This window comes from Pseudomonas sp. CF161 (genome assembly GCF_000416215.1).
In the GTDB taxonomy this organism is placed as follows: Bacteria; Pseudomonadota; Gammaproteobacteria; order Pseudomonadales; family Pseudomonadaceae; genus Aquipseudomonas.
Genome location: NZ_ATLP01000090.1, coordinates 40,309 through 66,372 on the forward strand (window position 1 = coordinate 40,309; position 26,064 = coordinate 66,372).

Sequence of the window (26,064 nt, forward strand, 5' to 3'; positions counted from 1 at the left end):
CGGACCCGCAGCTGCACAGCGGAAACGATCATTTTTCGTCGACGAATTTAGGAAAACTAAATCTAATGGCCACCTCCCTGCCCTACCTGGCGTTACGCACCTTCGTTGAGGTTGGCCAGCGCGGCACTATCAAGGCGGCGGCCCAGGCACTGAACGTCACGTCAGGCGCGGTAAGCCAACAGATTCGGCTGTTGGAAGACCGGGTAGGCATGGCGCTGTTCACCCGTGAGAGAAGTGGCTTGCGCCTGACTGAAGCCGGGGCCGGGGTTTATCCCGCCTTGCTCCAGGCGTTCGAGCAGATTCAGGAGGCGGTACTGTCCCTGGAACACCTCAAGTCCCGGCAAACCTTGACCGTCAGCACCGTTGCCACGTTCGCGGCTTCGTGGCTGGTGCCGCGCCTGGGCCGTTTCAACCTGCGATATCCGCACATCGAGGTGCGGGTCGAAGCCACGTCCAACGTGACGGACATGCGCCGGGACCGGGTCGACGTTGCGCTACGGCATGGGCTGGGGGTCTACCCCAACCTGCAGGTCACGCGCTTGATGGCGCCGGTGCTGGTGCCGGTGGCCAGCCCGTCCCTGGTGGCCGCCAGCGCCGAGATCACTGAGCCCCAGGACTGCCTCAACTTGCCGTTGCTGCACGACTCTGACCGCGCAGACTGGTCCTTGTGGCTCTCGGCACATGGCGTTGCCAAAGACCCCCGCGCCGAACGCGGGAGCGCTTTTGAAGATGACTTTCTGCTGATTCGCGCAGCGGAGGCCGGCCAGGGGCTGGCCCTGGTGCCAGTGGAATATGCGCGAGAAGAAATCGCTGCCGGCCGCCTCGTGCAAGTCCTGGACAAACCCTGGCCTGCACGCTTTGCCTACTACGTGGTGACCCGGCCGGACGCCATGCAACGCGCTGAGGTCAAGGCGTTCGTGGAGTGGGTCATGGAAGAAGCACGGAGCACGACGTAGTGCCAAGGGGCGGTTGATTTAACTGTCGCCCCTCGCACACCTCTGAAGCCGTCAGTAGCCAAACAGCGACTTGTTCTCCAGGTACTCGTCAAACCCCAACTCCCCCCACTCACGCCCATTCCCCGACTGCTTATAGCCGCCAAACGGCGCGGCCTGGTCGGCGCGGGCGCCATTGAGGTGGACCATGCCGGTGCGCAATTGCCGCGCAACCCCGCGGCTGCGTTCGAGGCTGGTCGAGGTGACATAACCTGACAAGCCGTAAGGGCTGTCGTTGGCGATGGCGATCGCTTCGGCTTCGCTGTCGTACGGCATGATCGCCAGGACCGGGCCGAAGATTTCTTCTCGCGCCACCAGCATGTCCGGGGTGACGTCGGCAAATACCGTAGGTTGCACGTAGTAGCCGCGCTCAATCCCTGGTGGTCGTCCCAGCCCCCCGGCGATCAAGCGCGAACCCTCGGCGATGGCCTGGGCGATCATGGTCTGTACCCGTTCGAATTGCAGGGCATTGGCCACGGGGCCGATGGCAGAAGTCGGGTGACTGTCGTCGAAGCACACCTGGGCCAGCACTTCCCGGGCGATATCAATCACCGCCTGTTGCTGCGCGCGCGGTACCAGCAGGCGTGTCGGCGCATTGCACGACTGGCCGCTGTTGCGGATGCAGGCCTGTACCCCATGGAGCACCGCGCTGGGCAGGTAGGCATCGTCGAGCAGGATATTCGCCGATTTGCCGCCCAGTTCCTGGGACACACGCTTCACCGTATCGGCCGCCGCCTTGGCCACAGCGATGCCAGCGCGGGTCGAGCCGGTAAACGACACCATATCCACCTCGGCATGGCTGGCCAGCGCAGCGCCAACCCCCGGCCCATTACCGTTGACCAGGTTGAACACCCCCTTCGGCACCCCGGCCTCATGCAGGATCTGCGCGACGATATGCGCCGACAACGGCGCACACTCACTGGGCTTGAGTACGACGGTGCAGCCCACGGCCAGGGCCGGTGCGAGCTTGCAGGTGAGTTGATTGAGGGGCCAGTTCCAGGGGGTGATCAGGGCGCATACGCCGATGGGCTCACGCACCACCAGCGTCTGGCCCAGGCGCCGTTCGAAGCGGTACTCGCGCAGCACTTCCAGCGCCTGCGCCAGGTGGCCCAGGCCTGCCGGGACATGAGCGCTTCGGGCCAGAGACAGCGGCGCGCCCATCTCCAGATGCACCGCCTCGATCAACGCCTCGCTGTGACGCTTGTAGGTTTCGATGATGCGCTGCAGCAAGTCGATACGTGCCTCGAGCGAACTCGCGGCGAACCCCGGAAACGCCCGCCGGGCCGCGCCCAGCGCACGGTCTACATCCTGCGCGTCGCCCAGGATGATGCGCGCAACCCGTTGCTCGGTGGACGGATTGATCACGGTCTCGACGGTTTCGCCGTGGGGTTTGACCCAGGCGCCGTCAATGTAGAACTCAAACAAATCGGACATACCCTTGACTCCCTTCAGGCCACCTGGCTCAAGGCACCCGCCAAGGTGTCGAACACCTGGGCGATCTCCTGCCGGCTGATCAGCAACGGCGGTGAAATCACGATGGTGTCGCCCGAACCGCGCACCAGTACGCCGTGCTCAAAACACCACTGCGCCACTTCACTGCCCCGCGCGCCGGCGGCACCGGGGCGCGGTTCGAGTTCGACGGCGCACAGCAAACCGATGGTGCGTACGTCCAGCACCGGTCCCACACCTCGCAGCGCCAGCGCCGCCGACTGCCAGGGCCCGCTGACCGCGTTGACGTGTTGATTGATGCCCAGTTCGCGATGCACCTCGATGGTCGCCAACCCGGCCGCACACGCCAGTGGATGCGCCGAATAGGTGTAGCCGTGCATCAGCTCGATGACATTCGCCGGCCCGGCCATGAACGCTTCGTACACCGCTCCGCTGACCAGCACGCCGCCCATGGGCACGGCGCCGTTGGTCAGGCCTTTGGCGGTGGTGATCAGGTCTGGCGTTACGCCGAACGCCTGGGCGGCGAAGCTTTCGCCGACGCGGCCAAATCCTGTGATCACTTCGTCGAAAATCAGCAGCACGCCGTGCCGGGTGCAGATCTCGCGCAAGCGTTGCAGATACCCCTGGGGCGGCGGGTACACCCCGCCGGAGCCGGTCACCGGCTCGACGATCACCGCCGCCACCGTGCTCGGATCCTGAATCTCCAACAGTTGGGTCAGCGCGTCGGCGTAATGGACGCCCTGCTGCGGTTGCCCGGCGCTGAAACGCATACCCGCGTCGTAAGGCAGCGGCAGGTGCGAGACCTCGCCCAACAGCGGACCGAAGTCACGCTTCTGCCGGCCGATACCCGACACCGACAGCCCACCGAAACCCATGCCGTGATAGCCCTTGGCACGCCCGATAAACTTGGTGCGGCGGCTGTCGCCACGGGCCTGGTGATAGGCCCGGGCAATCTTCAACGCGGTGTCGACGGCCTCGGAACCCGAGTTGGTAAAAAACACCTGCTCCATGCCGGCTGGGCTGATGTCGATCAGGCGCTCGGCCATCTCCAGGGCGTGGGGGTGGCTCATCTTGAATGACGAAACAAAGTCCAGGCGCCCCGCCGCCTCGCGAATGGCCTCGACGATTTTCGGCTGGCCATGCCCGGCATTCACGCACCAGAGCCCGGCCATGGCATCCAGTACCCGGCGCCCATCGGTGGTGGTGTAGTACATGCCGTCAGCGCTGGCGAACATCATCGGTTGCTGCTGGAACTGGCGCATCGGGGTAAACGGCGCCCAGAACGCGCCACACTCGGCACCCGTCGGGTTGGAAATATCGTTCATAGCAACTCCTGCAAAGCGGTTCTTGGATGGCCGATCAGCGTCGGGCGCTGCAACGGGCCTGCGTTAACGTTGACGCTGCGCTCCACGTACAAAATGCCGCGTTCAATCCGGCAGCTGACACGGTCACAAAACGCCATCTCGACAAACTGCCAGGTCATGTTTAATACCCCGTCGTCGGTCCAGCGCGCCTGCGCCACCACTGGGGTGAGTTCCGGCTGGTATTGGTGATGCAGATAATGGCCGGTCATGCTGGTCTGGCTTTCGATGCCGTCGGCCAGCCCGGCGCGAATGCAGTGGGTGCCACGGGGGTCGGTGAGGTAGAAGTCGCAATGGTCAGGGCCCAGCACCAAGCGTATTTCGCTGACGTGATCGGCGTTGGCCTCTATCACAAACGTGCCGTTGAACTCGGCGTGACGCGGCGCGGTCGACGCCCCCGAGAGGGACGGCCGCCGCTGGTTTGCCAACAGCGCCGCCAACTCGGCATCCGCGGCGCCGTCGGCGGGCACGCCCAGCGCCGGCAACAGATGTTCCCAGAGCAGGCTGTGCAAGCGCCGCTCGCCCAGGGGCAGCCCGGCGGTAAACGCAATCACCGCGTTATGGCGTGGCAAGACGATGCACTGCTGACCAAATACCCCGGAGGCGTAGTAGCCACCGTGCAGGGTCATCCACCACTGGTAGCCGTAGCCTTCGCGGCGCGTGACAGCGGCGTCGCTCGAGTCGCGGCCCTGGTAGTGTTTGCCGTCGAAGGCCCCCATCCAGACATCATCGACATGCCCACGGGTGGCGTCGGCCACCCACTCCCGGGACAGCAACTGCTGCCCTTCCCAGTTACCTTGTTGCAAGTGCAGCACGCCGAACTTGAGCAAGTCCTCGGTGCTGCAACTCAGGCCATTGCCGCCCGTGTTGAAGCCGCCAGGTGCCAGGTCCCATTCGATGGTCCCCATGGCCATGGGTTGGAAAATACGGGCGTTGCACAACTCAAAGGCCGTCTGGCCGCTGACCACGCTGACAATCGCCGAGAGCATGAAACTCGAAGCGCTGCTGTAGATAAACTGCTGCCCTGGCGGGTCTTCAACCGGTTCATCGAGGAACAGCTTGACCCAGCTTTCACTGCGCCCACGCCAGGCCCCGCCGGAAATGCCCTGGCGATGGCCGGTGCGCATGGTCAGCAAATCGCCCACGGTCATGGCTGCCAGATTGGCGCTGATGGGTGACGGGCAATCGGCGGCAAAAAAGTCCACCACCTTGGCCTCCAGCGACAGCACGCCGTCATCCACCAACAGCCCGATGGCCATGGATACCCAGCTTTTGGTGACCGAATGCTGAACATGCAAGCGCTCGGCGCGATAAGGCGCCCAAAACGCTTCGGCCACCACCGCGCCGTCGCGGTACAGCATGAAACTGTGCAACTCCAGGCCCGCAGCGTTCACCGCCTCAATGAAATCACTCACGCCACGCGCCGATACGCGTTGTTGGCTGGGCAGTGCCCGCCGCAACGGCAAACTCGTCATCTGATCTATCCCCTCATTTCCACTGCCTTGGCGGGCAACAGGCTGACCCTGTTGCCCGCCGTTACTGCTACCAGAGCGCCACGGTGTAACCCAGGATCACGCGGTTTTCGTTGGTGTCACGGGTGAAGTTGCTGGTGGCGCTGGCGTTCTGCCAACGCACGGACACATCCTTGAACGTGCCGCTTTGCACCACGTAGCCAAGGCTGAAATCGCGCTCCCACTCGCGCCCTTCGCCCTTGAAGCCGATGACCTTGGCGTTGTCGCCCTTGGCGTAACGCGTCGAGAACAGCAGGCCCGGCAAGCCCAGGTTGGCGAAGTCATAGTCATAGCGGGCATGCCACACGCGCTCGCCGGTCTGGGAGAAGTTGGCCAGTTGGTACTCGGTGAACAGGTAGGTGTTAGTGCCGTCCACGTAGGTGAACGGCGTCGAGCCGTACTGTTCCTGGTAACCGCCGCTGAGGTTGTGGCCATAGAGGCCATAGCCGATACGGGTACTCAACGCACGGTTGTCCACCTTGCCGGCCAGGGCCGCGGCGTCTTCACTGGCGTTGAAGTAACGGATGTCGGTCTTGAACGTACCGGGGCCCCACTTGAAGCTGTTTTTCAAACCCAGGTAGTGCTGTTGGTAGAGGCTTTCCAGTTGCGCATACTGATAGGTCACGAGCGTGGTCGGCGTGAGCTTGTACTCGCCGCCGGCGTAGCGGAACTCATCACTTTTGGCGCTGCTTTTGTAGGCGCCGTATTGGCTGGTAAGGCCCATGTCCTCGTAGTGGGTCGAGTCGCGCTGCTTGACCTGGTCGAGTTGGCCCAAGGTCAGGGTCAGCTTGTCGATGTCCTTGGAGGTGAACGCTGTGCCACTGAAACTCTGCGGGAACAGACGGCTGAGGTTGGGTTGCAGGGTGGGCAGGTCCGGCACCATGTAGCCCACTCGCAGCTCGCTTTGGGCCATGCGCGCCTTACCGGTGATGCCGAGTTTGGAGTAATTGTCATGGGCACGGCGCGCATAGCTGGGAGCGCCCGGCTCGGCCACGCTGGAGCGCGCCAGCAGCCCGGTGCCGGAGTTATCCGGGCTCGAGTCGAGCTTCACGCCCAGCATGCCGACCGCGTCCAGGCCAAACCCCAGCGTACCGTCGGTAAAGCCCGATTCGAGGTTGAGAATAAACCCCTGCGCCCACTCGGCGCGCTTGTTCTGCCCGCTGGACTCGCGGTAATCGCGGTTGAAGTAATAGTTCTTCAATTCAAGCGAGGCCTTGCTGTCGGCGACAAAGTCGGCCTGGGCAAACAAGGGCATGAAACCCACGCCCATGACGCTGGCACGGGTGACAACTTTGTTGATGCGGTTATTCATGTGGAGGTTCCTGGCAGACAGGTTGAGTGGGGTTGTTTTTGTTTTCTTCGGCCATGGCTTCGCCCGCTTCGCCAATCACCGATTGACGAAGGTTTGGGGTTCAACACATGGCCTGGGGTGCAGCAGTACCTAAATCACACCGGCGCGGAGGCGGTAACTGCCATCCGCACGTTTCTCCAAGGGGCTGGCCGCTGCGAGCAGCCGGCGGGTATAGGGATGTTGCGGGCTGTCGAACAGGGTGTCGCGCGGCCCCATCTCGACCACTTCGCCCTGGTTCATCACCGCCACCCGATGAGCAATGCGCTCCACTGCCGACAGGTCGTGGGAGATGAACAGGCAGGCAAACCCGTACTGGCGTTGCAAGCGCTCGAACAACTCAAGAATCTGCTTTTGAATGGTCATGTCCAACGCCGAAATCGGCTCGTCGGCAATCACCAGCTTGGGCCGCCTGACCAGCGCCCGGCCAATCGCCACGCGCTGGCGCTGGCCCCCGGAGAGTTGATGGGCAAAGCGCTCACGGAACTGCTCGGGCAAGCCGACGTCAGCCAGGGTCTCGGTGACTCGCTGGCGTTTTTGCGCGGCCGTCAGCCCCGGCTCATGGCGCAGCGGCTCGGCAATGATCTGGCCGACGGTCATGCGTGGATCGAGGGACGAATACGGGTCCTGGAAAATCATCTGGCATTGCAGGCGGTGTGCACGGTTGGCGGCCTTGAGGATATCCACGCCCTGGAACAGGATGGCCCCGGCGCAGGGCGTGACCAACCCGACCACGGCCCGCCCGAGGGTGGTTTTACCCGAACCGCTGCCACCGACCAGGGCCAAGGTCTCGCCCGGGGCGATGCTCAGGTTCACCGAATGCACCACGCGCTTGGGCACGCTGCGCCCCCAGAAACTGCGCGGCCCCGGGTGTTCGATGCACACATCCCGAACCTGCAACAGCGCATGCTCGGCGGCCGGCAACGGCACCAGCTCGCCGCGCCGTGGCAGCGCTTCAAGCAACTGCCGGGTGTAGTCGGCCTTCGGCGCGAACAGGATGTCTTCGATACGGCCCTGCTCCACCGCCTTGCCCGCACGCATCACCACCACCTTGTGGGCATAACGCGCCACCAGGGACAGGTCGTGGCTGATAAACAAAATCGCCGTGCCTTGCTCGCGCGTCAGCTCCAGCATCAACTCGATCACGTCCAGTTGTGCCAGGCAATCGAGCGCCGTGGTGGGCTCGTCAGCGATCAGCAGCGCCGGACGCAGCAACATCACCGAGGCCAGCATGATGCGTTGGCGCATGCCGCCGGAGAACTGGTGCGGGTAGGACCCCAGGCATTTCTCGGCATCCTTGATCCCGATGCGTTGCAGCATGGCGCTGCAGCGCTCGCGGATGGTCGCCGCATCCAGCGTGGTATGCAGTTTGAGCGCCTCGCTCATCTGCCGGCCAATCGTCAGCGCGGGGTTGAGCGAGACCATTGGTTCCTGGAACACCATGCCGATCCGCGCACCGCGCACTTCACGCATCGCCTTGGCATTGCCGCTGTCCAGCGGTTCGCCCTGGAACATGATGCGCCCACCACACACCTGCATCGGTGCCGGCAGCAAGCCAATGGCAGCGCGTGCGGCCATGGTCTTGCCGCTGCCCGATTCGCCGACCAGCGCGACAATCTCGCCAGGGGCCATGGTGAAGCTGAAATCATCGACGGCCAGCGGACCGTCCGCACCGACGCGAATCTGTAGATTTTCAACGGCCAGTAATGGCACTGGAACGCTCATGCTCATTTCCTCATGCGCGGGTCGAGACGATCACGCAAGGCATCGCCGAACAGATTGATAGCCAGCAACGTCAGGCTGATAAAAATGCCCGGGAAGATCCCCAGCCACGGTGCTGTCGAGATGTAGGTGCGGCTCGCCGAAAGCATGCTGCCCCAGGTCGCGGCCGGCGGCGGTACACCCAGGCCGAGGAAGCTCAGCGCACTCTCCGAGAGCAACGCCCAGCCGAACATGCTGGTGCCCAGCACACACAGCGGCGCCAGGCAGTTGGGGGTGATATGGCGGAACATGGTGTACAGCTCGGAGTTGCCGATCACCCGAGACGCCTCGATGAACTCCAGCTCACGCAACGACAACACACTGCCGCGCACCACCCGCACCACTGAAGGGGTATAGGCAATGCCCAGGGCGAGCACGATGCCGTACTGGCTGGCACCAACGATGGCCATGATGCCCAGGGCCATGAGAATGCCCGGAAACGCCAGCAAGGCATCGTTGAGCATCATCAGCACGCGGTCGGTCCAGCCGCGCAGGTAGCCGGCAAGCATACCGATTACCGTGCCGCAGATAACCGCCACGCTCACCGAGAGCAGGCTGATCCAGAGGCTGGTGCGTGCACCAATGATCAATCGACTGAACACGTCACGGCCGAATTCATCGGTGCCCAGCCAGTGCACGGCATCGGGGGCGTGCAGGCGCGACAACAGGTCCAGCTTGAGCGGGTCATAAGGCGTCCACACCACGCCGAGCAACGCCAGCAACACCAGTGCCGCGAGCAGGCTGCCGCCGATCAACGCATTCAACGGCGGGTAACGCCAGGCACGTCGAGGCTGGGCATCCAGCTCGGTCGGCAAGGTAGGAGTCTTGAGGTTCATAGCTTCACCCTTGGATCGAACAGCGGATACAACAGATCCACCAACAGGTTGACCAACACGTAGATGCAGGTGACCAGCAGCAGGCAACCCTGCAGCACCGGGTAGTCACGGGAGAAGATCGAATCGACCATCAAGCGGCCGATACCGGGCAAGGTGAACACGGTTTCCAGTACCGCAATACCGCCGAGCAAATTGCCGAGAATCAGCCCAATCAAGGTCCAGGTGGGCGCAAAGGCGTTGCGCAGAGCGTGTTTCCACAGCACCGCCCCCTCCGACAACCCCTTGGCCCGCGCATGGGCGATGTACTCCAGGCGCAGCACTTCGATGGTGCTGGCCCGCGCCATCCGCGCAATCGCGCCGAACTCCACCAGGGTCAGGGTGATGATCGGCAGCACCACATAGGTCAGGGCTTTCAGCGGGTCGCTGGCGAAGCCGACGTAACCGATCACCGGCAACCAGCCGAGCTGAATGCCAAACACATAGAGCAACAACAAGCCCAACCAGAAACTCGGCACCGACAGCAGCAAGGTCGCCGTAGCCACCAGGCCCAAGTCCAGCGCACTGTTTTGCTTCCAGGCCGCGAGCAACCCCACCGGCACCGCGAGCAGGGTCGCCAGTAACACCGCGACAAGCACCACTGTGGCGCTGACGCTGAAGCGCTCGATCAGCAACTCCAATACCGGCTGGCGGCTGCTGATGGACATCCCGAGATCGCCACTGAGCACCGACTTGATCCAGATCAGGTACTGGGTCACCACCGAGTGGTCCAACCCCAGGCTGCGGCGCATGTCGGCCAGGCTTTGCGGGTCGGCCATGTCGCCCAGCATCAGCAGCGCCGGGTCGCCGGGGATCAGGCGAATCAAGGCAAATACAATCACCGAGATCAACAGCAGGGTCGGCACCGCCATGCCGAGCCTGTGCAATATGAATCGAAACATAGCGCTACGCCTTACTTGGAAGTGTCAGCCAGCTTCACGCCCCACAGGCGCGGTTTGGCAACGGGCCAGGAGCGATAACCTTCAACGCGCTTGCCCATGGCGCCGATGGCCGTGCCGTTGTAGATGACCACCAGCGGTACATCCTTGAGCATCAAGGTGTGCAGCTTGTCGAACAGCGGCTGGCGCTTGGCGGGGTCCACCTCACGCTGGGCCTCGCGCAAGATCGCCAGGGCCTCGGGGTTGTCCCAGACCTTGCGCGGTTCCTTCTGCTTGTCGCCAATCACGGATTCGTAGCTCTGCGCCGCATCGAAACGCCCCGAGTAGGAGAACGACATCATCTGGTAGCTGCCGGTCTGGTAGCGCTCCAGCTGCGTGCCCCACTCCAGGGTTTCCATCTCGATATTCAGCCCCGCCGCCTGAGTCATGGCCTGGCTGAGCAACCCCATGTCGAACATCTGCGGGTAGCGCTTGTTGACCAGCATGCGGATTTTTTCGCCGCCGTAACCAGCCTCTTTCAACAGGCGCCGGGCCTCGTCGAGGTTGTAGCTGTAGCCCTGGTGCGCGGTGTCGTCGTAGTACGGGCTGGCGGTGGGGATCACCGAGTTGTTGACCACCGACAAGCCATCGGACAAGGCCGCCACCATCTGGGCGTAATCCAGGGACAGCGCCACCGCGCGACGAATGCGCACGTCCTTGAGCAACGGGTCACGGGTCTGGAACAGCAGGCCGCTGATGGTCATGATCGGGCTGACCTGGATCTGCAGGTTCTTGACCTGCTTGAGTTGTGCGGCGTCCATCGCCGTCACGTCCGGCAGCAGGTCGACGCCACCGGAGAGCAGCGCGGCCTTGGCCGAGGCCGAATCGGGGATCACCTCGAAACGCACCTTGTCGACAAACGCCTGCTTGTTGCCGGTGTATCCGTCCGCCTCGGCCTCGGCACGCGGCGTGTATGCCTTGAAGCGATCCAGCTCGACGTACTGGCCCTTCTGCCATTTGCCCAGGGTGAACGGACCGGTGCCAATCGGGGCACGCCAACTGCCATCGGCGGCCAGGGAGTCCGGGTGCAGGATGCCGCTGCCGGCGCAATCCGGGCGAGCCATCGCGGCGAGGAACAAGCCGTTGGCCTGGTCCAGGGTGAACACCACGGTTTTCGGGTCAGGGGTGGCGACATCGACAATCTTGGCCGCACCCCGCCCGTCGAACTCCGCCAGGCAACGCCATTGGGTCTTGGGGTCCAGGTAACGCTGCCAGGTCCACTGCACATCCTTGGCCGTCAACAGCTGGCCATTCTGGAAGTGCACGCCGTCTCGCAGACTGAAGGTGTAGCGCAGGCCATCTGGCGAGACCGCGACGGCACTGGCCAGCATCGGCGCGATGCTGGTGTCTTCGCGATACGCCACCAGACCTTCGACGATATGCATCATCACCGCATCGGTATTGTCGTCACGGTTGACGCCCGGGTCGGTGCTGCGGATATCACCATTGAGACCGACGCTGATGACCTTGTCTTGGGCGACGGCCATGGAAAAGGTGCACGCCGACATCGCGACGGCCAGGGCCGTCTTTACGTAACTGTTCACGGGAGAAAGACTCCTTGAAGAAATTTTCCGGTCAGTGGCGAGGGCCAGGGCAGGACCGGCATCAGAATGAGTGAATCCTTGGTTATTGTTATACGGCCTGTTCTGAGTGCATCTACCAGCGGTGTATCAGCCCAGGCTGCGCTTGCGGCGCAAGACCTTGGCGAAGAAGTCCTGGGCAGCCGGCATGGCCTTGATGCCCTGATGCGCGACGTTGGGCAGCAGGTCGAAGTGCACGTGCACGCCGGCGGCTTCGAAACTCGCCTTCAAGCTGGCCAGGCGCTCCGGGCGCGTGCGTCCGGCCGCGTTGGCACCGGCCATGTAGTGTTTGCCCCCTTCACGGTGGGTGATTTCCCAGGTTTCGAGGTCTGAATCGCCGACCACCATGTGCACCGGCAGTTGCTGCAAGGCTTGCAGGTTCAACGGTTTGCCAAAGCGCGTGGCGAAGTCCCGCACGCCGACCCACCAGTCCTGCTCGGCGTCCAGCAGGGTCACCGAGCCCGGCGCACCGATGGACGCCGCCCAGAGTTTCTCGGGGTGCAGGTAGCAGAACCGGTGGGTGAATTGCCCGCCGCCGGAATAGCCGAACAGCGCAAAGGTATCGAAGCGGCGCCCGTAGCGCTTGCCGACGCTGGCGATCATGTCGAGCAACACCTGGTCGTAACGGATATCGCCCTCGACCAGTTGCTTGTAGCCATCGCCATTGCTGTCACCCAGCACGCCGACCGGGAACAGTGGCGACAGGATCACACAATCGTTCCAGCGGCCAAACTCCGCGAAGCCATTGCGATAAATTTCCATCGCACGGGTCGAGCCGTGCAGCGACACCACCAGGTCCACTGGCCGGGAGCTGTCTTCGATGGTTTCAGGCACATAGAGGGTGTAGGCAAAACGGCTGTCCTCGTGGTGCGAGTACACCGTGGTCGCGCCGAGGTGATACACGTTTTTGGCCGCACGCAAGGCCGCGTCGATGGGGTTGGTATCTGGATGGGTATCTGGATTGCTCATGGAAAGTTCGCCGAGTCAGTTCGGGCTTGAGTATTGGCCGGGCGCTATAAAAAGAAAAACTAATTAAACTTTAACCTGAGCAAACAAAACCTTTACGATCAGCCCCTCCCCACGGCTGCGAGTTGACCCATGAGCAACATTCGCTTTTTCAAGACGTTTATCGCCGTCGCCGAGTACGGCAGTTTTGCCGCTGCGGCCGACCGCGTGGCACTGACCAACGCCGCCGTCGGCCAACAAATGCGCGCACTCGAAGAGGAAATGCGCCGCCCGCTGTTCGACCGCAGCCAGCGGCAGATCAAGCTGAGCCGCGACGGTGTGTTATTGCTGCCCAAGGCCAAGCGCCTGCTGGCGGACTACGAACAAATGATCGCCGAAGCCCCCGACGGCGAGGCCATGGAGGGCGAAGTGTCGATCGGCGGCATTACCTCTGGCATGGGCCTGCTCGCCAATTGCCTGGTGCAACTGAAAAAACTGCACCCCCGGATATCGGTCAACCTGATGACCGCCCGTTCCGACGAAGTGGTCAACCTGGTGCAGGCCGCCAAACTCGACGCCGCGCTGCTGATCGAGACTGCGCGGCAAAACTTCAGTGGCTTGAGCTGGACCCTGCTCTACAACGAACCCATCGTCATGCTCGCCAATGCCACGCAGACCGCCGGCATCAACGACGCGGTGGAGTTGCTGAGAACCCAGCCGTTTATTCGCTACGACAGGTCCACGGCAGTGGGTCGCAAGGTGCAGTCGATCATCAAGAGTGAATCGGTCGAACCGCTGGAGATCCTGGAGCTGAACTCGATCATCGGCATCGCCGACCTGGTGCGCCAGCAAGTCGGGGTGGCGATTGTGCCGCTGCTGAAAAATTTCGACTGGCACAAAGACCCAAGCCTGCGGGTGCTGCCGTTGCCGGGCGACCTGGCGGTACGCCGGGTGGGGATCCTGGAACAGGGCACCAAAAGTGCCATTACCGGGGAAATTCGCAAGTTGCTGATGTCGGCGGTGTCTCAGTAACCCTTCCCTTGGCGCGGTTCATGAGTGCCTGCCACCGGGACAGGCCGTGAACTGCGCCCTCCGCCTCTCCGGAAGAACCTCCCGCACGTGTGAGCAAGCATCTTTCGCCCCTGAACAGACATTCATCAACGCCCGTTCAGGGCCGAAAGCGGCCTGCCCCGCTATTGCAGCGGAATGTACACGTCTGTTTGCCATTGCTCCTGCGGGGTTTCGGGGTAGGCGCTCAGGTAGTGAAAGAACAGCGGATGATCACGAAGCTCCTCGCCACTGGCAGGCAGCCAATCGCGGTAGATCGGATAGATCGTTTCGCCGATGTGATCCGGCGACCCGGTGTGTCGCACCACGACGCAGCGCCCGCCCGGGATGACAATTTCGTGCACGCCGAACTCATTCGGCGCCACGGCCTCGTGAATCTCGCCGCAGATTGCGAAGCGGAATGCGTGGGCAGGTGTCGTATCGGGGTTGTTGTAGGGAATGCCAAAGGTGCGACTCGATGCCACCGGCGACTGTCCGCTCTGCATACGCCATTTGATGAACGTACCCACGCTCTCATTGACCAGTCCGGCGGGTCCGCAGTGCTCCAGCGCTGCGACTTTGACTTCAGGGAAATCTACGATTCGTACGTGCATGATGATCGTCCTAGAAAAGTGAGGGATGGCGAAGACCGCACTCCAGACCTGCCAGTTCGGTTCCTTCCTGAACGCGCTGGGCGTCATGCCGAATGCCCGCCTGAACGCCCTGCAAAATGCCTCGGGACTTTCAAAGCCGGCACCGAGCGCGGCGTCCAGTACCGAGTGATCCGCGGCGCAAGCCAGGCGATGCGCCGCGCGCCGCAGTCGCATCAGTTGCACATAACGTGAGACAGGCACGCCAACGAACGCGGTGAATTGCCGATGGAAGTGAAACGCCGAAAAGTTCGCCACCTGGCTCAACGTCTTCACCGACAGGTCACCTTCGAGGTGGGCGTCAATGTAGGCGAGTACGGCGTTAAAGCGTGTTGTGTAAGCGAAATGGATCGGCACGTCAGACACTGGAAAAGCTCCTGGAAGTACGGTCGCCAATAGAGTCGCCTATTGCCGCATCAACGCGCCTAGCCGCGTTTGCTCAAGCTACGTTTGGGGTTGGGCCGCGAGGCCTGTGTCTGGCAGCAGACGGTTGAAGCGCGCCGCCCCTCATTCCACTGTCTGCAACCAGTTCAGCAGATCCATTTCCAGGCTGCCCTGTTTGAGCGCTGCGGGAGAGAACAGGCAATAGCGCGAGCCATCCTCGACAAATCCCAGCGGCGCGGCCAAGACACCGCTCTGAACATCATCGCGCACCAGATGCCACGGACCGATGGCCACCCCAAGGCCCGCGATCGCCGCCTGGATGCTGAAATAGAAGTGCTCGAAGCACTGCATCGGCGCCACTGCAAGGCTGAGTCCTTTTGCACCGGCCCACTCCTGCCAGGCGTCAGGCCTGCTGGCGGTCTGCAGCAATGGCGCCGTGGGGCTCAGGCGCTTTCTGGCGTTGCCAAACCATTGGCCTACCTTCTCGGGCCGACAGACAGGGCCAACCTTCTCAGTGAACAGGGTCTCGGCATGGTAGGTGGGCGGCCGAGGAAAATCGTCGCGGCGAATGGCCAGGTCTATGCCCTGGTCAAAGGAAAAACAGCCACCGCCGGCCACCAGGTGGATGTCCTGCCCTTGATGTGTCTTTTGGAAATCGCTCCATCGAGGGATCAACCAGCGCATCAACAACGTTGGCTCGCACGACAGGACAAGCACCCGCGCACGCCGGGCTTCGGTGCGTATCTCGCGCACTGCCTGGCTCATGACCCCGAGCCCCTCACTCACCGCGCTCGCCAGGCGCTTTCCCGCTTGCGTCAAATAAACCCTGCGGCTGCGGCGCTCGAACAGATCAACCCCCAGGTCCTCTTCAAGTACACGTACGGCACGGCTGATGGCGCCTGGCGTCAGGTGCAGTTCGCGGGCGGCGCGGGCAAAGCTTTCGAAGCGGCCGGCTGACTCGAAACAACGCAATGCCAGCAGAGAAGGCATTCGCCCCTCAATCATCAGTGAGCCTGAATCACCATTTTCGTCAGAAATCATCGTTAGTGCCCGGGAATATGGTCTGTAAACATAGCCTTCCATCATAACAACGCAAGGGCTCAGTATGAGCGAATGGATAGCAGTGATCACCATTACCCTACTCGCCTGCATCAGCCCGGGCCCCGACTTCGCCATGGTTTCACGCAACGGCTTGCTGCTGTCTCGCCGGGCTGGCGTGCTGACTGCCGTGGGAATTGGCGCGGGGGTTGTGGTCCATGTTTGCTACACCTTGCTCGGGCTGGGCTGGGTTCTGCAGCAGACGCCCTGGCTGTTCAATGCGCTCAAGCTCGCGGGTGCCGCGTACCTCGTCTACCTGGGTATCAAGATGATCCGTTGCGGGCCGGCAAGCGAACAGCTAGACGTACCGCCACCGGCAATCTCGGATCTGGCCGCCCTGCGCACGGGGTTTCTCACCAATGGGTTGAACCCCAAAACATCGATCTTCATCGTCAGCCTGTTCATGGGCGTAGTACGACCGGATACCGCGGTGACGGTGCAAGTGGCATACGGTCTGTTTATCGCCAGTGCGCACATAGCCTGGTTCAGCCTGGTCGCGCTGTGTTTCTCAGCCGGGAAAATGCGCGAGAGGTTGATGGCATCACGGCAATGGATTGACCGAGGGTTTGGCGGCCTGCTTGTGAGCTTCGGCATACTCCTGACAATCGCCCAGCGCTCCGCGTGAGTGGCCTCGACCCTTGAGCAGAGGCAACGCCCTGCTGCCCAACTAACGGCACGCAGTCGTGAGCATGAATGTACGTATAACGGCACAACCGCCGCCTGCTAAACTCCCGCCCCCGAACCCACTTGAAGATGACCACAGGTTCTGGTCGCCCATTGAAAGGACTCTCTTATGCACAAGGTGCTATTCAGCCTTCTGGCCGCAACACTGGCCATGTCACTCAACACGGCCCATGCCGCTTCCGTTGCCGAAGTCTTTACCGGCGACATGTTGGGCACCAATCAGCGTTACTTTGAATCGGTTGCCGGCATCCCTCGGGAATCCAACGGCAACGATCACCGTTTCAAAGTCCAGGGTTGTGACATCACCGCCACCGTGGAAGGCGGCAAAGTCAGCAAACTGCGCCTGGAACTGACGCCCAAATGCCAGGCTGACCTGACCCAGTTCGTCGGCACCTACGCTCCCGCTCCCGGCAAGCCCCTCACCGTCGGTGCATTTACCGCCTCGTCCGGGGGTGGCCTGAGCTTCTCCGCCGACTGCCTGAGCATGTGCGGCAATGCCGCAGATCCTTCGGTCTATGCCCACTGGGAAGGCCCGCACGCGGTTGATTTCAGAGAGGTCCTGCTGGAGGTGGTGCTGGTCTCGGATGCAGCGATCGACGCCGCAGACCAGTGGCAGTCGCAGATGCGCAAGGCCGAAGGCGATGACTATGTGATGGAAACACGCTTCAACTGCGACCAGAAATACGCCGCCATCGCGCAGAAGGCCTTTGAACAGGTGCCGGTCACTGCCGTCACCATCGGCTCGGAGCTCAAAGCTCCCGGGTGCTGATGATCAGCGGAACATATCGGGCCCTAGCCGGAGGTGAACAGCACCCGGCGGGGCCTTCCGGGTTGGTGTGGGTCAAGCCGTAATGCATCACTCCACAGAAAAACCACACCTGGATGGGTTGGCGCGGACACTGGAAGTTCAGTCTCGAATGAAAACGAAGGCGCAATAGAGAGACCGAACCTGCCGTTAAGAAACAGCGGCAGCATCACAAGGAACTGGGGATGAAATTTTATAATCGTCCATTCAACGCATTCATATTTTTATTAGCCTGCGGCATGAGCCATTGCGCCCGCTCGCTTGAACTAAGGGAACTCTCCCTCGACGAGAAAGTTGCGTCCTCTGAGATCGTGATGATTGGGTCCGTCAAAAAAATAATAAAAAACACACAAGACTTCGGTTATGACCTGGCGATAACGGTGCCTACAACCGTATTGAAAGGTACACCGCCAAAAGAAATAAAATTTGCGTTCAACGCATCGATTTCAGAGATGCATTCCGACTGCTGCGAGACTGGAAAAAGCTATCTATTTTTCATATCAAAAAATACAGACGGAGACTACAACTCTGTAAATGGCCGTTATGGAGTCTACTCACTCGGCAAATAAAACAGCTCATAGTGGTACGGGCGGCTTGAGCCATTTTATCCGCCCTGACTTAGCCACCCTGAAAAATCTCGACCGAGTATTCACCTCAGTCATCCACACCCCTTACTTCTCCCCCACCCAGTACCAAACGCCACCACTCTGCGGCATCACTTCCCCCTGCTCAAAATACTCGCGGGTTTCAGTCTCCAGCGGCGCAAACCAATACCCCGTCCGACTGCAGGCCTGCCCCGCCGGCAAAGGCGCCACCCGCCCCGCATCACCTGGCCGAGCATCCCTGGCGTAGGCCACCAGGTCCCGGGGATAGACCATCGACTCAATCGCGCCGTCATCGATCCCATACAAAAACGCCACCGCCGCCGCCTCCAGCGCCCAGTACCCGCAGTAGCTGCCCTCATCCCCTTGCAGGTGGCTGTCGTGCCAGGGCGCCTGCTCGAACGCCGGGTACCAGGCGTCGCAGTATTGCTGCAACAGCGTGCCGGCCTGGGTCGGGTCTTCTTCATAAATGGCCTGGACCAGCGGGGTGTAGAGGTCGTGGTACCAGCGGTCGACGTCATAGCGCTCAGGCAGCAACTTGCACAGCAGGTCTTCATAGAGGGTGTCGTCGCCGGCGTAACCGGCGGGGTCGATCAGGGCGACGAAACGCTGCAACAGGTCGCTGCGGTGCAGCAGGATGCACAGGCTGAAGACCTGGACGCACTCTTCGTACTGGTCGAGCCAGTCGTCGATGGTCAGCGGGGTGATGTTGGGAATGCCCTGGTAAATCGCCAATTGCCGCTGCAGCCCTTCGTAGCTGTCGACCAGGGCTTCGAGCAAGGGGATCAAGCTTTCGATGGCATCGCCCGCGGTGTAGCGGATGAGGATTTCCTTGAAGATCAGTTTCTGGAAGTAGCGGGCCCTGACGGACTTTTCCTGGGCCTCGGAGTCGGCCTGGAAGGTGTTTTCTGCAAAGAAGCGCACGCTCTTGCGGTAGTTGATAAAGAAGTTCTCGAAGCGTGCGGCGCTCAAGAATGTTTGTCTTGTGTTCGTGATCACCGGTCTTCCCTGATAAGCGTGGCTGCAATTGGCCGGCGGCACGCTATCAAAGCGTCAGCCCCGCTGTCCACGAGTCACGCACCCTGCAACAGGGGCATTGCCTGATTGACAGGCCCCTGCGCGCCGCCCTTTCATACTCCCCGTTCGCGCTGGTAGCGACTTTCCAGCGCCAGGCCAGATAAGGATCAATCCATGGCAGTGCACAAAAAGGGCAAGTACTGGTACGGCACCAGCGCCCACGACACCGAGGCCGAGGTGCTCAGGTACAGCACGCGCAACCGCTACCCGGCCACTGGCTTTCGGCATGCGGCATGCCCCTGCGGCAGCCAGGCATTTCGCCTTGCCAGCGATGAAAACGCCGGCGCCGCCCGCCGCACGTGCACCCAGTGCGGCGCCGAACACTGGATGGGCGACAGCGAGCTCTATGCCAGCGAGGCCGAGCTGGAAAGCCACGAGTGCATCTGCGACGGCGATGTGTTCCATCTGCTGTCAGCGGTGGCGCTCTACCCGCAAAGCAATGATGTGCGCTGGTACTACATCGGCTGCTACTGCCCGAACTGCCACTTGGTGGGGGTGTTCGCCGACTGGAAATGCGAGGCCGGCGAGGCGCAGGCCTTTTTGGCCAATACCTGACTCGGGCGTTGGCGGCCAGCGCCTGTATCGACATAGCAATGGACCTTCTGCCGCCAATCCAGATCAGCGAACGACTCCAGCCGCGGAATCTGCCAAAGACCGCTTTACTGCAACGCTTGCCGACAGGTAAAAAGGCCGTCGATGCAGAACCGCACCCTCACGCCAAACATTGAATGTGGAGCCTTACATGGATACTTACCCCACTGGAACGCATCTGGTTGTCGGTCGAGGCATGTACACCCACCACGGGATTTATGTCGGCAGAAAGCGTGTGATCCATTATTCCGGCATGGCCTCGGGCATCGATAAGGGCTGCATCGAGTCCACCAGCCTGGCGGCGTTCTGCCAGGACAAGAAACCGCGGATCAGGACCTACAAGAAAACCTATTTCAGCGGCCCCACCATTTGCCGGCGTGCACGTTCCCGACTGGGTGAAGATCAGTACAACATCCTGTTCAACAACTGCGAGCACTTTGCCAACTGGTGCGTCACCAACCTGCACACCAGCGCGCAGGTCGAGGCCGCGACCATGCGCGTCGGCGCGACGCTGGCCTCGCAGCTGTTTACACGCAAAGCCGCCGAGGACGCCGCGAAACAGGCAGTAACCTCATTGGCCGCCAAGGGGACAACGGCCGCTGCGCGCAACCTGATTGCCGGGCAGGCGACCAAAACCATCGCCCATCAGGCCGCTCGTTCCCTGGTCGGCCAAACCCTGGCCAGGGGCGCTGTGGGCACCGCAACCGGCCTGATCGGCACGGGCGGCGTTTCCGGCCTGGCGGCCACAGGGCTTGGCGCAGCAGGCATTGCCAGCGGCGCGGCGCTCGCCCCGGCCGTTGCAACTATTGCGTTGGCAGCGGGCGCGGCGTACGCGGCCGGTCGACTCTGGGATTGGTTGATGGATTGAACGCGGGCGGCGCCCATCGCCGGATTGGGTGGTTGAATAGGCAGCTTTTTTAGAACCCGCACCGAAGGCCGCGCCCCATCCCCCCCAGGCGCCCTCATTAAGGACGATGCATGTCACTGATTTCGCAACGCGTAGAGCTGGCACGCCATGGAGCCAACGATAAAGTCATTTGCCGGATGCCCTCGGGCTGGGCGGTCATGGGCGATGTGCAGTTCCTGCCGGGCTATTGCCTGCTGTTGCCCGACCCGGTCGTCGCCAGCCTGAACGACCTCAGCATCGAGGCCCGCACCGCCTATCTGCTGGACATGACGCGCATGGGGGACGCGGTGTTGGCGGCCACCGGCGCCCTGCGCATGAACTATGAAATCCTCGGCAACTCCGAGCCCGAACTGCATTGCCATATTTTCCCCCGCTACGCTTCGGAGCCGGAACAGAAGCGCAAGATGCCGGCCTGGTTCTACGACTGGAAAACCGCCATTCCCTACGCCGAGGAAACCCACGGCGACTTGCGCAAGAAAATCGCCCACCTGCTGCAAGCGTCGAACCCGAGCGCCTGAGCGGCCTGCTCGGTCCTCACCCTGCCCGACTGAACGCCACAGTGACCCGCCTCGCCCAGGTGATTACAATCGCCGGCTTTTTGCAGCAGGGAGCGGCTCATGCAACGCATCGTGATTTTGGGCAACTCCGGCAGCGGCAAATCGACCCTGGCGCGAGCACTGGGGGCGCGCCTGGGCCTTGCCGTGGCGCACCTGGACACGCTGTTCTGGGAGGCCGGCTGGGTCGAACCGGATGCCGAGACATTTCGCACCCGGGTCCGCCAGGCGGTGGCGGCAGACGCCTGGGTGTGTGAAGGCAACTACGCGCGACGCACCTTCGACCTGCGGCTGCCCCGCACCGACCTGATCATCTGGCTCGACACGCCGCGCCTGACCTGCTGGCGCCGGGTGCTGTTGCGCAGCCTGCTGAACCGCCCGCGGCCCGATCTTCCGGCGGGCTGCAGCGAGAAGCTGGACCGGGAGTTCCTGGGCTTCCTGAATTACGTGTGGAATTTTGATCGGCGCCAACGGCCCGGGATCGAAGCCGCGCGCCAGGCCATCGGCCCAGGCATTCCGGTGGTTCGCCTGCGGGGTGCGCGGCAGATTCGCCAGTACCTGGCGGGCCTGCCCAGCCGCGCCTCGTCGACAGCCAGCGCGGATCGCTGAAACGCCCTGGACACCAGGCCTGGACCCGTTGCGCAGGCGTGCCGCACGGGTTGTACACAAAAACCGGTTAAAGCTTTACCCCCCTCGGGCCGACATAGCAGGTGATAGCAGATAGCCACATGTGTTATTCACCGGCCATTTGCGCTGCCCTCCCCGCTGATGGTTGTCGTCATGAAAATAAAAAATAAGCTCGTGCTCGCGTTCGTCTCAGTCGCCTTTATCCCGGTCAGCCTGGTGGCGCTGATTTCCGTGCTCAACACCCGGACCCAGGCGGTGGATCAATTCATCGATGGCAGCACCCGGGAAATCCGCCAGATTGACGGCAATATCCGGCAGTTTTTCGACGCCAGTCAGCAGAACGTCGATCAGATGGCGGCCGATCCTGTATACACCTCGGTGGCCAGCCTGAAGGACTACCAGGCCGCCGATGCCGCCAGCCAGCCCCTGCCTGAAGCGGCCCGCCAGGTCATCGAACAGTTTGCGCGCTTTGGCAAGACCCACCCGGCGGCGGCGATCCTGTCCATCGGCCTGGAGGACGGCACCTACGCCAAATGGCCGGACGACCCGCAACTGGCCAAGTACGACCCGCGTGCGCGCCCCTGGTACAAAGCCGCCATGGCCAGCCCGGGGCAAACCGTGCGCACCCCCGCCTATTACTACGACAAGGACGATGTGGCCCTGGTCGGCACCGCCCGGGCCCTGCTCGACAACGCCGGCAAAGCCAAGGGCGTGTTCGTGGTCAGCGTCTCCCTGAAAAACCTCACGGAACTGGTCAAGAGCATCAAGCTCGGCGAGAGCGGCTACGTGATGCTGATCGAGGACGGCACCGTGCTGGTCGACCCGCGCGACGCCAAGCACAGCTTCAAGCAGCTCAAGGACCTGGGCGTGCCCTATGCGCACCTGGCGGCCACCCCGCAGGGCTCCACCGAGGTGGAAATCGACGGCGTGCGCTACATGGCCAATATCTGGACCTCTCCGGGCCTGGGCTGGCGCTACGTCGGCCTGATCGAGTACAGCGAAGTCATGGCCGCGGCGACGCGCATGACCTACCTCACCGCCATTATCGTGGTGGTGCTGGCACTGATCTTCGCCCTGCTGGCGGCGGCGTTCTCCAAAGTTATCGTCAAGCCCATCGGCCAGGTCAGCACCGGCTTGCAGTCCATCGCCCAGGGTGAAGGCGACCTGCGTCGGGACCTGGTGGTCCAGGGCAAGGACGAAACCGCGGAACTGGCCGGCTGGTTCAACAAGTTCCTGGCCGCCATCCGCCAACTGATCCAGCACATCGGCGCTGCTTCGACCAATCTGCAGGATGCATCCCGAGTCAACAGTGAGGTGGCCCACAACATGAACGACGCCGCCGGGCGTCAGCGCGAGGCGGTGGAGCTGGTGTCCACGGCCTTCAACGAAATGGTCGCCACCGCCAACGAAGTGGCCCGCTCGTGCAGCAATGCCGCCGAATCCGCCGAGAGCGGGCACCGTCGGGTGGCCGAGGGCAAGCAACAGATCGAGCTGACCACGGAAAACGTCAACCGCCTGGGCAGCCGCCTGACCGAGTCGTCCCAGGCCATGGTCGAGCTGGAAGCCGGCAGCCGCAGCATCAACCAGATCCTCGGCACCATCCGCGCCATCGCCGAACAGACCAACCTACTGGCCCTCAACGCCGCCATCGAGGCCGCCCGGGCCGGCGATCAAGGGCGCGGTTTTGCGGTGGTGGCCGACGAGGTGCGGGCCCTGGCCAAGCGCACCTCCGACTCCACCGGGGAAATCGACCAATTGCTGGGCACCCTCGGCAGCAAGACCCAGGAAGTCTCGCAGAAGATGGAAAGCTGCCTGGACCTGTCCCGCGCCAGCGTGTCGTCCATCGAAAACGCCCGCGACAGCTTTGAAGGCATCCAGCTGTCGGTCAATGAAATCAGGGACCAGAACCTGCAAATCTCCGCCGCCGCCGAGGAACAGCACAGCGTTGCCGAAGAGATCAACCGGCACATCCAGCAGATCTACGACGAAGCGCGACTGGTGGAAACCCTGGCCCATTCGGCGCAGGAAGATTCGGGCCGGCTGTCGCAACTGTCGGAAGAGTTGAATGGACTGGTGGGGCGGTTCAAGTCGTAGGCAGCCCCTGCCCCTGTTACCGGCTGGTGTTGCAAAGCATGCCTGATCATTGGGCATGGGTTGCAGGGCCGCCGGCTCCTCCTGCTGAACGCCTGCGAACGCAAGCCATGTAACTCAGCACAGATTTCGCCCGTCATATTCCTGTTGCGCGATCCCCGGCTCTCGCTGCATGCCGCCCATTCCCTGGGCCGACATAGGCGCAGAGCCTGGAAACCGGCTCGACTGCGCATGATTTCCAGCAGCCGAACCGAGGCGTGATGTGCTCATGCCTCGGATTATGCGCCGCTGTTCAAGGCCTACTGAAAGCGCCCGGCAGCGGCAGTAAAAAGCGATTTTTCAAGGAGCAACACATGGGTTTTCTCACGGGCAAACGCGTTCTGATCGTCGGTGTCGCCAGCAAGTTATCCATTGCATCGGGCATTGCCGCGGCCATGCATCGCGAAGGCGCCGAGCTGGCCTTCACCTATCAGAACGAAAAGCTTCGCGGCCGCGTGGAGGAGTTCGCCACTGAGTGGGGCTCCAACCCGGGGCTGTGCTTCCCTTGCGATGTGGCCAGCGATGAAGACATCGCCCAGGTTTTCGAGAAGCTGGGCCAGCAATGGGATGCACTGGATTGCATCGTGCACTCGGTGGGCTTTGCGCCCGGCGACCAGTTGGACGGCGACTTCACCGAAGCCACCACCCGCGATGGCTTCCGCATTGCCCACGACATCAGCGCCTACAGCTTTATCGCCCTGGCCAAGGCCGGGCGGCCGATGATGAAGGGCCGTAACGGCAGCCTGTTGACCCTGTCGTACCTGGGCGCCGAGCGCACCATGCCCAACTACAACGTCATGGGCATGGCCAAGGCCAGCCTGGAAGCCGGCGTGCGCTACCTGGCCGGCAGCCTCGGCCCGGAAGGCACCCGCGTCAACGCGGTGTCAGCGGGCCCGATCCGCACCCTCGCCGCGTCCGGGATCAAGAACTTCCGCAAAATGCTCGCCGCCAACGAGGCGCAAACGCCCCTGCGGCGCAACGTGACCATCGAAGAAGTCGGCAACGCCGGTGCCTTCCTCTGCTCGGACCTGGCATCGGGTATCAGCGGGGAAATCATGTACGTGGATGGCGGGTTCAACACCACGGCCATGGGCAACCTGGACGATTGACCCAAGGGATGCGCCGCTTCGAATGGAAGCGGCATTCCCGTCAGGCACGTGGCATGCCTGATCGCGCGCGGCGCCTGGATTGGGGCACCGCGCGCCCCAGCGGGAGCAAGCTCCCTCGCCACAGGCGCCCTGCCCACCCCTACCTAGAAGTTCGCCGGCGTATTCGCGCTGATGATTTCCGCCTCGTCCTGCCCGATATTGCGAAACCTGTGGGGCAAGGTGGTGGGGAAGTAATAGCCATCCCCCGGGTTCAAGATGCTGACCTGGCCATCGACGGTGAGTTCGACGGTGCCACGGGTGACAAGACCGCACTCCTCGCCTTCGGCATGCACGATCGGCTCTTCGCCGGAGCTGGCGCCGGGGGCGTATTGCTCCCGCAGAAAGCGCATCTGGCGGCTGGGGATCGGTGCGCCCACCAGCAGCAGGCGCAGGCCGTCGCGGCCCAGGTCGGGCTGTTCATTGGCGCGGAAGACGTATTGGTGCTCCCGTGGCGGCTGGTCGAAGGTGAAAAAGTCCGCCAGGGACATGGGGATGCTTTCCAGCAGCTTTTTCAGGGAGCTGACGGAGGGGCTGACGCGATTCTGTTCGATCAGGGAGATGGTGGCGTTGGTCACGCCGCTACGACGGGCCAGCTCGCGCTGGGAGAGTTTGTAGCTTTCGCGAACGAGTTTGAGTCGGGTGCCCGTGTCCATAACAGCCTTATGTGAGAAGAACTTAAGGGTATTTTGCGGCGGTTGGGTCGCGAACTTCGCGATTTGGCTGCCCCTGGAGCCTGAAACGGCGGCTATTTAAACATGTTTGACACAGGTGCTGTAAAGACTGGCGATGAGGGGAATGACGGGGGGATTACGGGCTGGGTTGGCGCGGGCTACAGCCCCCTGAAACCCGGCCTTTTTGTGGCGAGGGCGCTGGCTCCCGCTCGGCCGCGCAGCGGTCGTCAATCAGGCGCTCGGGTTGTTTGGATTGATCGCGGTCGCCTGGTTTGGGAGGGCTGCGCCCTCCAGCAGGAGCAAGCTCCCTCGCCACAGGAAGCGTTCAGCAC

Annotated in this window: 24 protein-coding genes; 11 read left to right on the forward strand and 13 right to left on the reverse strand. The window is 62.5% G+C overall.

Annotation, left to right across the window (positions count from 1 at the left end):
* Positions 1 to 65: 65 nt before the first annotated feature.
* Positions 66 to 956 (forward strand): LysR substrate-binding domain-containing protein, encoded by an 891-nt coding sequence (locus CF161_RS18960; protein WP_020298213.1) that lies wholly within the window; start codon positions 66 to 68, stop codon positions 954 to 956.
* Between the two features lie 51 nt (positions 957 to 1,007).
* Here the strand turns inward: CF161_RS18960 and CF161_RS18965 are convergent, their stop codons facing one another.
* The 9 genes from CF161_RS18965 to CF161_RS19005 all read right to left on the reverse strand — a co-directional run bounded on the left by CF161_RS18965 (position 1,008) and on the right by CF161_RS19005 (position 12,781).
* Positions 1,008 to 2,426: an aldehyde dehydrogenase family protein gene (locus CF161_RS18965; protein ID WP_020298214.1), complete on the reverse strand. Its 1,419-nt coding sequence runs from the start codon at positions 2,424 to 2,426 to the stop codon at positions 1,008 to 1,010.
* 14 nt (positions 2,427 to 2,440) lie between these two features.
* Positions 2,441 to 3,766, reverse strand: a complete 1,326-nt coding sequence (locus CF161_RS18970) for an aminotransferase class III-fold pyridoxal phosphate-dependent enzyme (protein WP_020298215.1) — start codon at positions 3,764 to 3,766, stop codon at positions 2,441 to 2,443.
* Positions 3,763 to 5,277, reverse strand: coding sequence for a serine hydrolase (locus CF161_RS18975; protein ID WP_020298216.1), 1,515 nt, complete (start codon positions 5,275 to 5,277; stop codon positions 3,763 to 3,765). Before CF161_RS18975 ends, CF161_RS18970 begins: the two co-directional genes overlap by 4 nt.
* Positions 5,278 to 5,344: 67 nt before the next feature.
* Positions 5,345 to 6,625, reverse strand: a complete 1,281-nt coding sequence (locus CF161_RS18980) for an OprD family porin (protein WP_020298217.1) — start codon at positions 6,623 to 6,625, stop codon at positions 5,345 to 5,347.
* Between the two features lie 129 nt (positions 6,626 to 6,754).
* Complete coding sequence (locus tag CF161_RS18985; protein WP_020298218.1) at positions 6,755 to 8,386, reverse strand: ABC transporter ATP-binding protein; 1,632 nt, start codon at positions 8,384 to 8,386, stop codon at positions 6,755 to 6,757.
* Positions 8,387 to 8,388: 2 nt separating this feature from the next.
* Positions 8,389 to 9,258 carry an ABC transporter permease gene (locus CF161_RS18990; RefSeq protein ID WP_020298219.1) on the reverse strand — a complete coding sequence of 290 codons (870 nt, stop codon included), beginning with the start codon at positions 9,256 to 9,258 and terminating at the stop codon, positions 8,389 to 8,391.
* Positions 9,255 to 10,196 carry an ABC transporter permease gene (locus tag CF161_RS18995; protein ID WP_020298220.1) on the reverse strand — a complete coding sequence of 314 codons (942 nt, stop codon included), beginning with the start codon at positions 10,194 to 10,196 and terminating at the stop codon, positions 9,255 to 9,257. The genes CF161_RS18990 and CF161_RS18995 overlap by 4 nt, the downstream gene beginning before the upstream one ends.
* Positions 10,197 to 10,207: 11 nt before the next feature.
* The gene (locus CF161_RS19000; protein WP_020298221.1) at positions 10,208 to 11,776 is read right to left on the reverse strand and encodes an ABC transporter substrate-binding protein; all 1,569 of its coding nucleotides are present in this window, start codon (positions 11,774 to 11,776) and stop codon (positions 10,208 to 10,210) included.
* Between the two features lie 126 nt (positions 11,777 to 11,902).
* Entirely contained in the window at positions 11,903 to 12,781 is an 879-nt protein-coding gene (locus tag CF161_RS19005; protein WP_020298222.1) for a poly(aspartic acid) hydrolase, read from the reverse strand.
* Between the two features lie 129 nt (positions 12,782 to 12,910).
* Here CF161_RS19005 and CF161_RS19010 point away from each other — a divergent pair, with 129 nt between their 5' ends.
* On the forward strand, positions 12,911 to 13,789 hold the full coding sequence (locus CF161_RS19010) for a LysR family transcriptional regulator (RefSeq protein ID WP_020298223.1): 879 nt from the start codon (positions 12,911 to 12,913) through the stop codon (positions 13,787 to 13,789).
* Between the two features lie 161 nt (positions 13,790 to 13,950).
* Here CF161_RS19010 and CF161_RS19015 read toward each other — a convergent pair whose 3' ends face one another.
* Together CF161_RS19015 and CF161_RS19020 are read right to left on the reverse strand one after the other, a co-directional pair.
* Positions 13,951 to 14,820, reverse strand: a complete 870-nt coding sequence (locus CF161_RS19015; RefSeq protein ID WP_020298224.1) for a GyrI-like domain-containing protein — start codon at positions 14,818 to 14,820, stop codon at positions 13,951 to 13,953.
* A gap of 141 nt (positions 14,821 to 14,961) precedes the next feature.
* Positions 14,962 to 15,879 (reverse strand): LysR family transcriptional regulator, encoded by a 918-nt coding sequence (locus tag CF161_RS19020; protein ID WP_020298225.1) that lies wholly within the window; start codon positions 15,877 to 15,879, stop codon positions 14,962 to 14,964.
* Between the two features lie 64 nt (positions 15,880 to 15,943).
* Between CF161_RS19020 and CF161_RS19025 the strand changes: the two genes are divergently transcribed.
* The 3 genes from CF161_RS19025 to CF161_RS32860 all read left to right on the forward strand — a co-directional run bounded on the left by CF161_RS19025 (position 15,944) and on the right by CF161_RS32860 (position 17,994).
* Entirely contained in the window at positions 15,944 to 16,561 is a 618-nt protein-coding gene (locus CF161_RS19025) for a LysE family translocator (protein WP_020298226.1), read from the forward strand.
* 168 nt (positions 16,562 to 16,729) lie between these two features.
* The gene (locus tag CF161_RS19030) at positions 16,730 to 17,389 is read left to right on the forward strand and encodes a hypothetical protein (RefSeq protein WP_020298227.1); all 660 of its coding nucleotides are present in this window, start codon (positions 16,730 to 16,732) and stop codon (positions 17,387 to 17,389) included.
* A gap of 221 nt (positions 17,390 to 17,610) precedes the next feature.
* Positions 17,611 to 17,994 carry a hypothetical protein gene (locus CF161_RS32860; protein WP_156882701.1) on the forward strand — a complete coding sequence of 128 codons (384 nt, stop codon included), beginning with the start codon at positions 17,611 to 17,613 and terminating at the stop codon, positions 17,992 to 17,994.
* Between the two features lie 102 nt (positions 17,995 to 18,096).
* Here the strand turns inward: CF161_RS32860 and CF161_RS19035 are convergent, their stop codons facing one another.
* Positions 18,097 to 19,026: a PoNe immunity protein domain-containing protein gene (locus CF161_RS19035; RefSeq protein WP_043229833.1), complete on the reverse strand. Its 930-nt coding sequence runs from the start codon at positions 19,024 to 19,026 to the stop codon at positions 18,097 to 18,099.
* Between the two features lie 192 nt (positions 19,027 to 19,218).
* Between CF161_RS19035 and CF161_RS19040 the strand changes: the two genes are divergently transcribed.
* The 6 genes from CF161_RS19040 to fabI all read left to right on the forward strand — a co-directional run bounded on the left by CF161_RS19040 (position 19,219) and on the right by fabI (position 25,022).
* A complete protein-coding gene (locus tag CF161_RS19040) occupies positions 19,219 to 19,659 on the forward strand; it encodes a hypothetical protein (RefSeq protein ID WP_020298229.1) in 441 nt (146 codons plus the stop codon).
* Positions 19,660 to 19,846: 187 nt separating this feature from the next.
* A complete protein-coding gene (locus CF161_RS19045; protein WP_043229835.1) occupies positions 19,847 to 20,563 on the forward strand; it encodes a lecithin retinol acyltransferase family protein in 717 nt (238 codons plus the stop codon).
* A gap of 110 nt (positions 20,564 to 20,673) precedes the next feature.
* A complete protein-coding gene (locus CF161_RS19050) occupies positions 20,674 to 21,120 on the forward strand; it encodes an HIT family protein (protein WP_020298231.1) in 447 nt (148 codons plus the stop codon).
* A gap of 99 nt (positions 21,121 to 21,219) precedes the next feature.
* Positions 21,220 to 21,765: a hypothetical protein gene (locus CF161_RS19055; protein ID WP_020298232.1), complete on the forward strand. Its 546-nt coding sequence runs from the start codon at positions 21,220 to 21,222 to the stop codon at positions 21,763 to 21,765.
* Between the two features lie 171 nt (positions 21,766 to 21,936).
* Positions 21,937 to 23,877: a methyl-accepting chemotaxis protein gene (locus CF161_RS19060; RefSeq protein WP_020298233.1), complete on the forward strand. Its 1,941-nt coding sequence runs from the start codon at positions 21,937 to 21,939 to the stop codon at positions 23,875 to 23,877.
* 350 nt (positions 23,878 to 24,227) lie between these two features.
* On the forward strand, positions 24,228 to 25,022 hold the full coding sequence (fabI, locus tag CF161_RS19065; RefSeq protein WP_020298234.1) for an enoyl-ACP reductase FabI: 795 nt from the start codon (positions 24,228 to 24,230) through the stop codon (positions 25,020 to 25,022).
* Positions 25,023 to 25,165: 143 nt separating this feature from the next.
* Here the strand turns inward: fabI and CF161_RS19070 are convergent, their stop codons facing one another.
* Positions 25,166 to 25,714, reverse strand: coding sequence for a cupin domain-containing protein (locus CF161_RS19070; protein WP_020298235.1), 549 nt, complete (start codon positions 25,712 to 25,714; stop codon positions 25,166 to 25,168).
* Between the last annotated feature and the right edge of the window lie 350 nt (positions 25,715 to 26,064).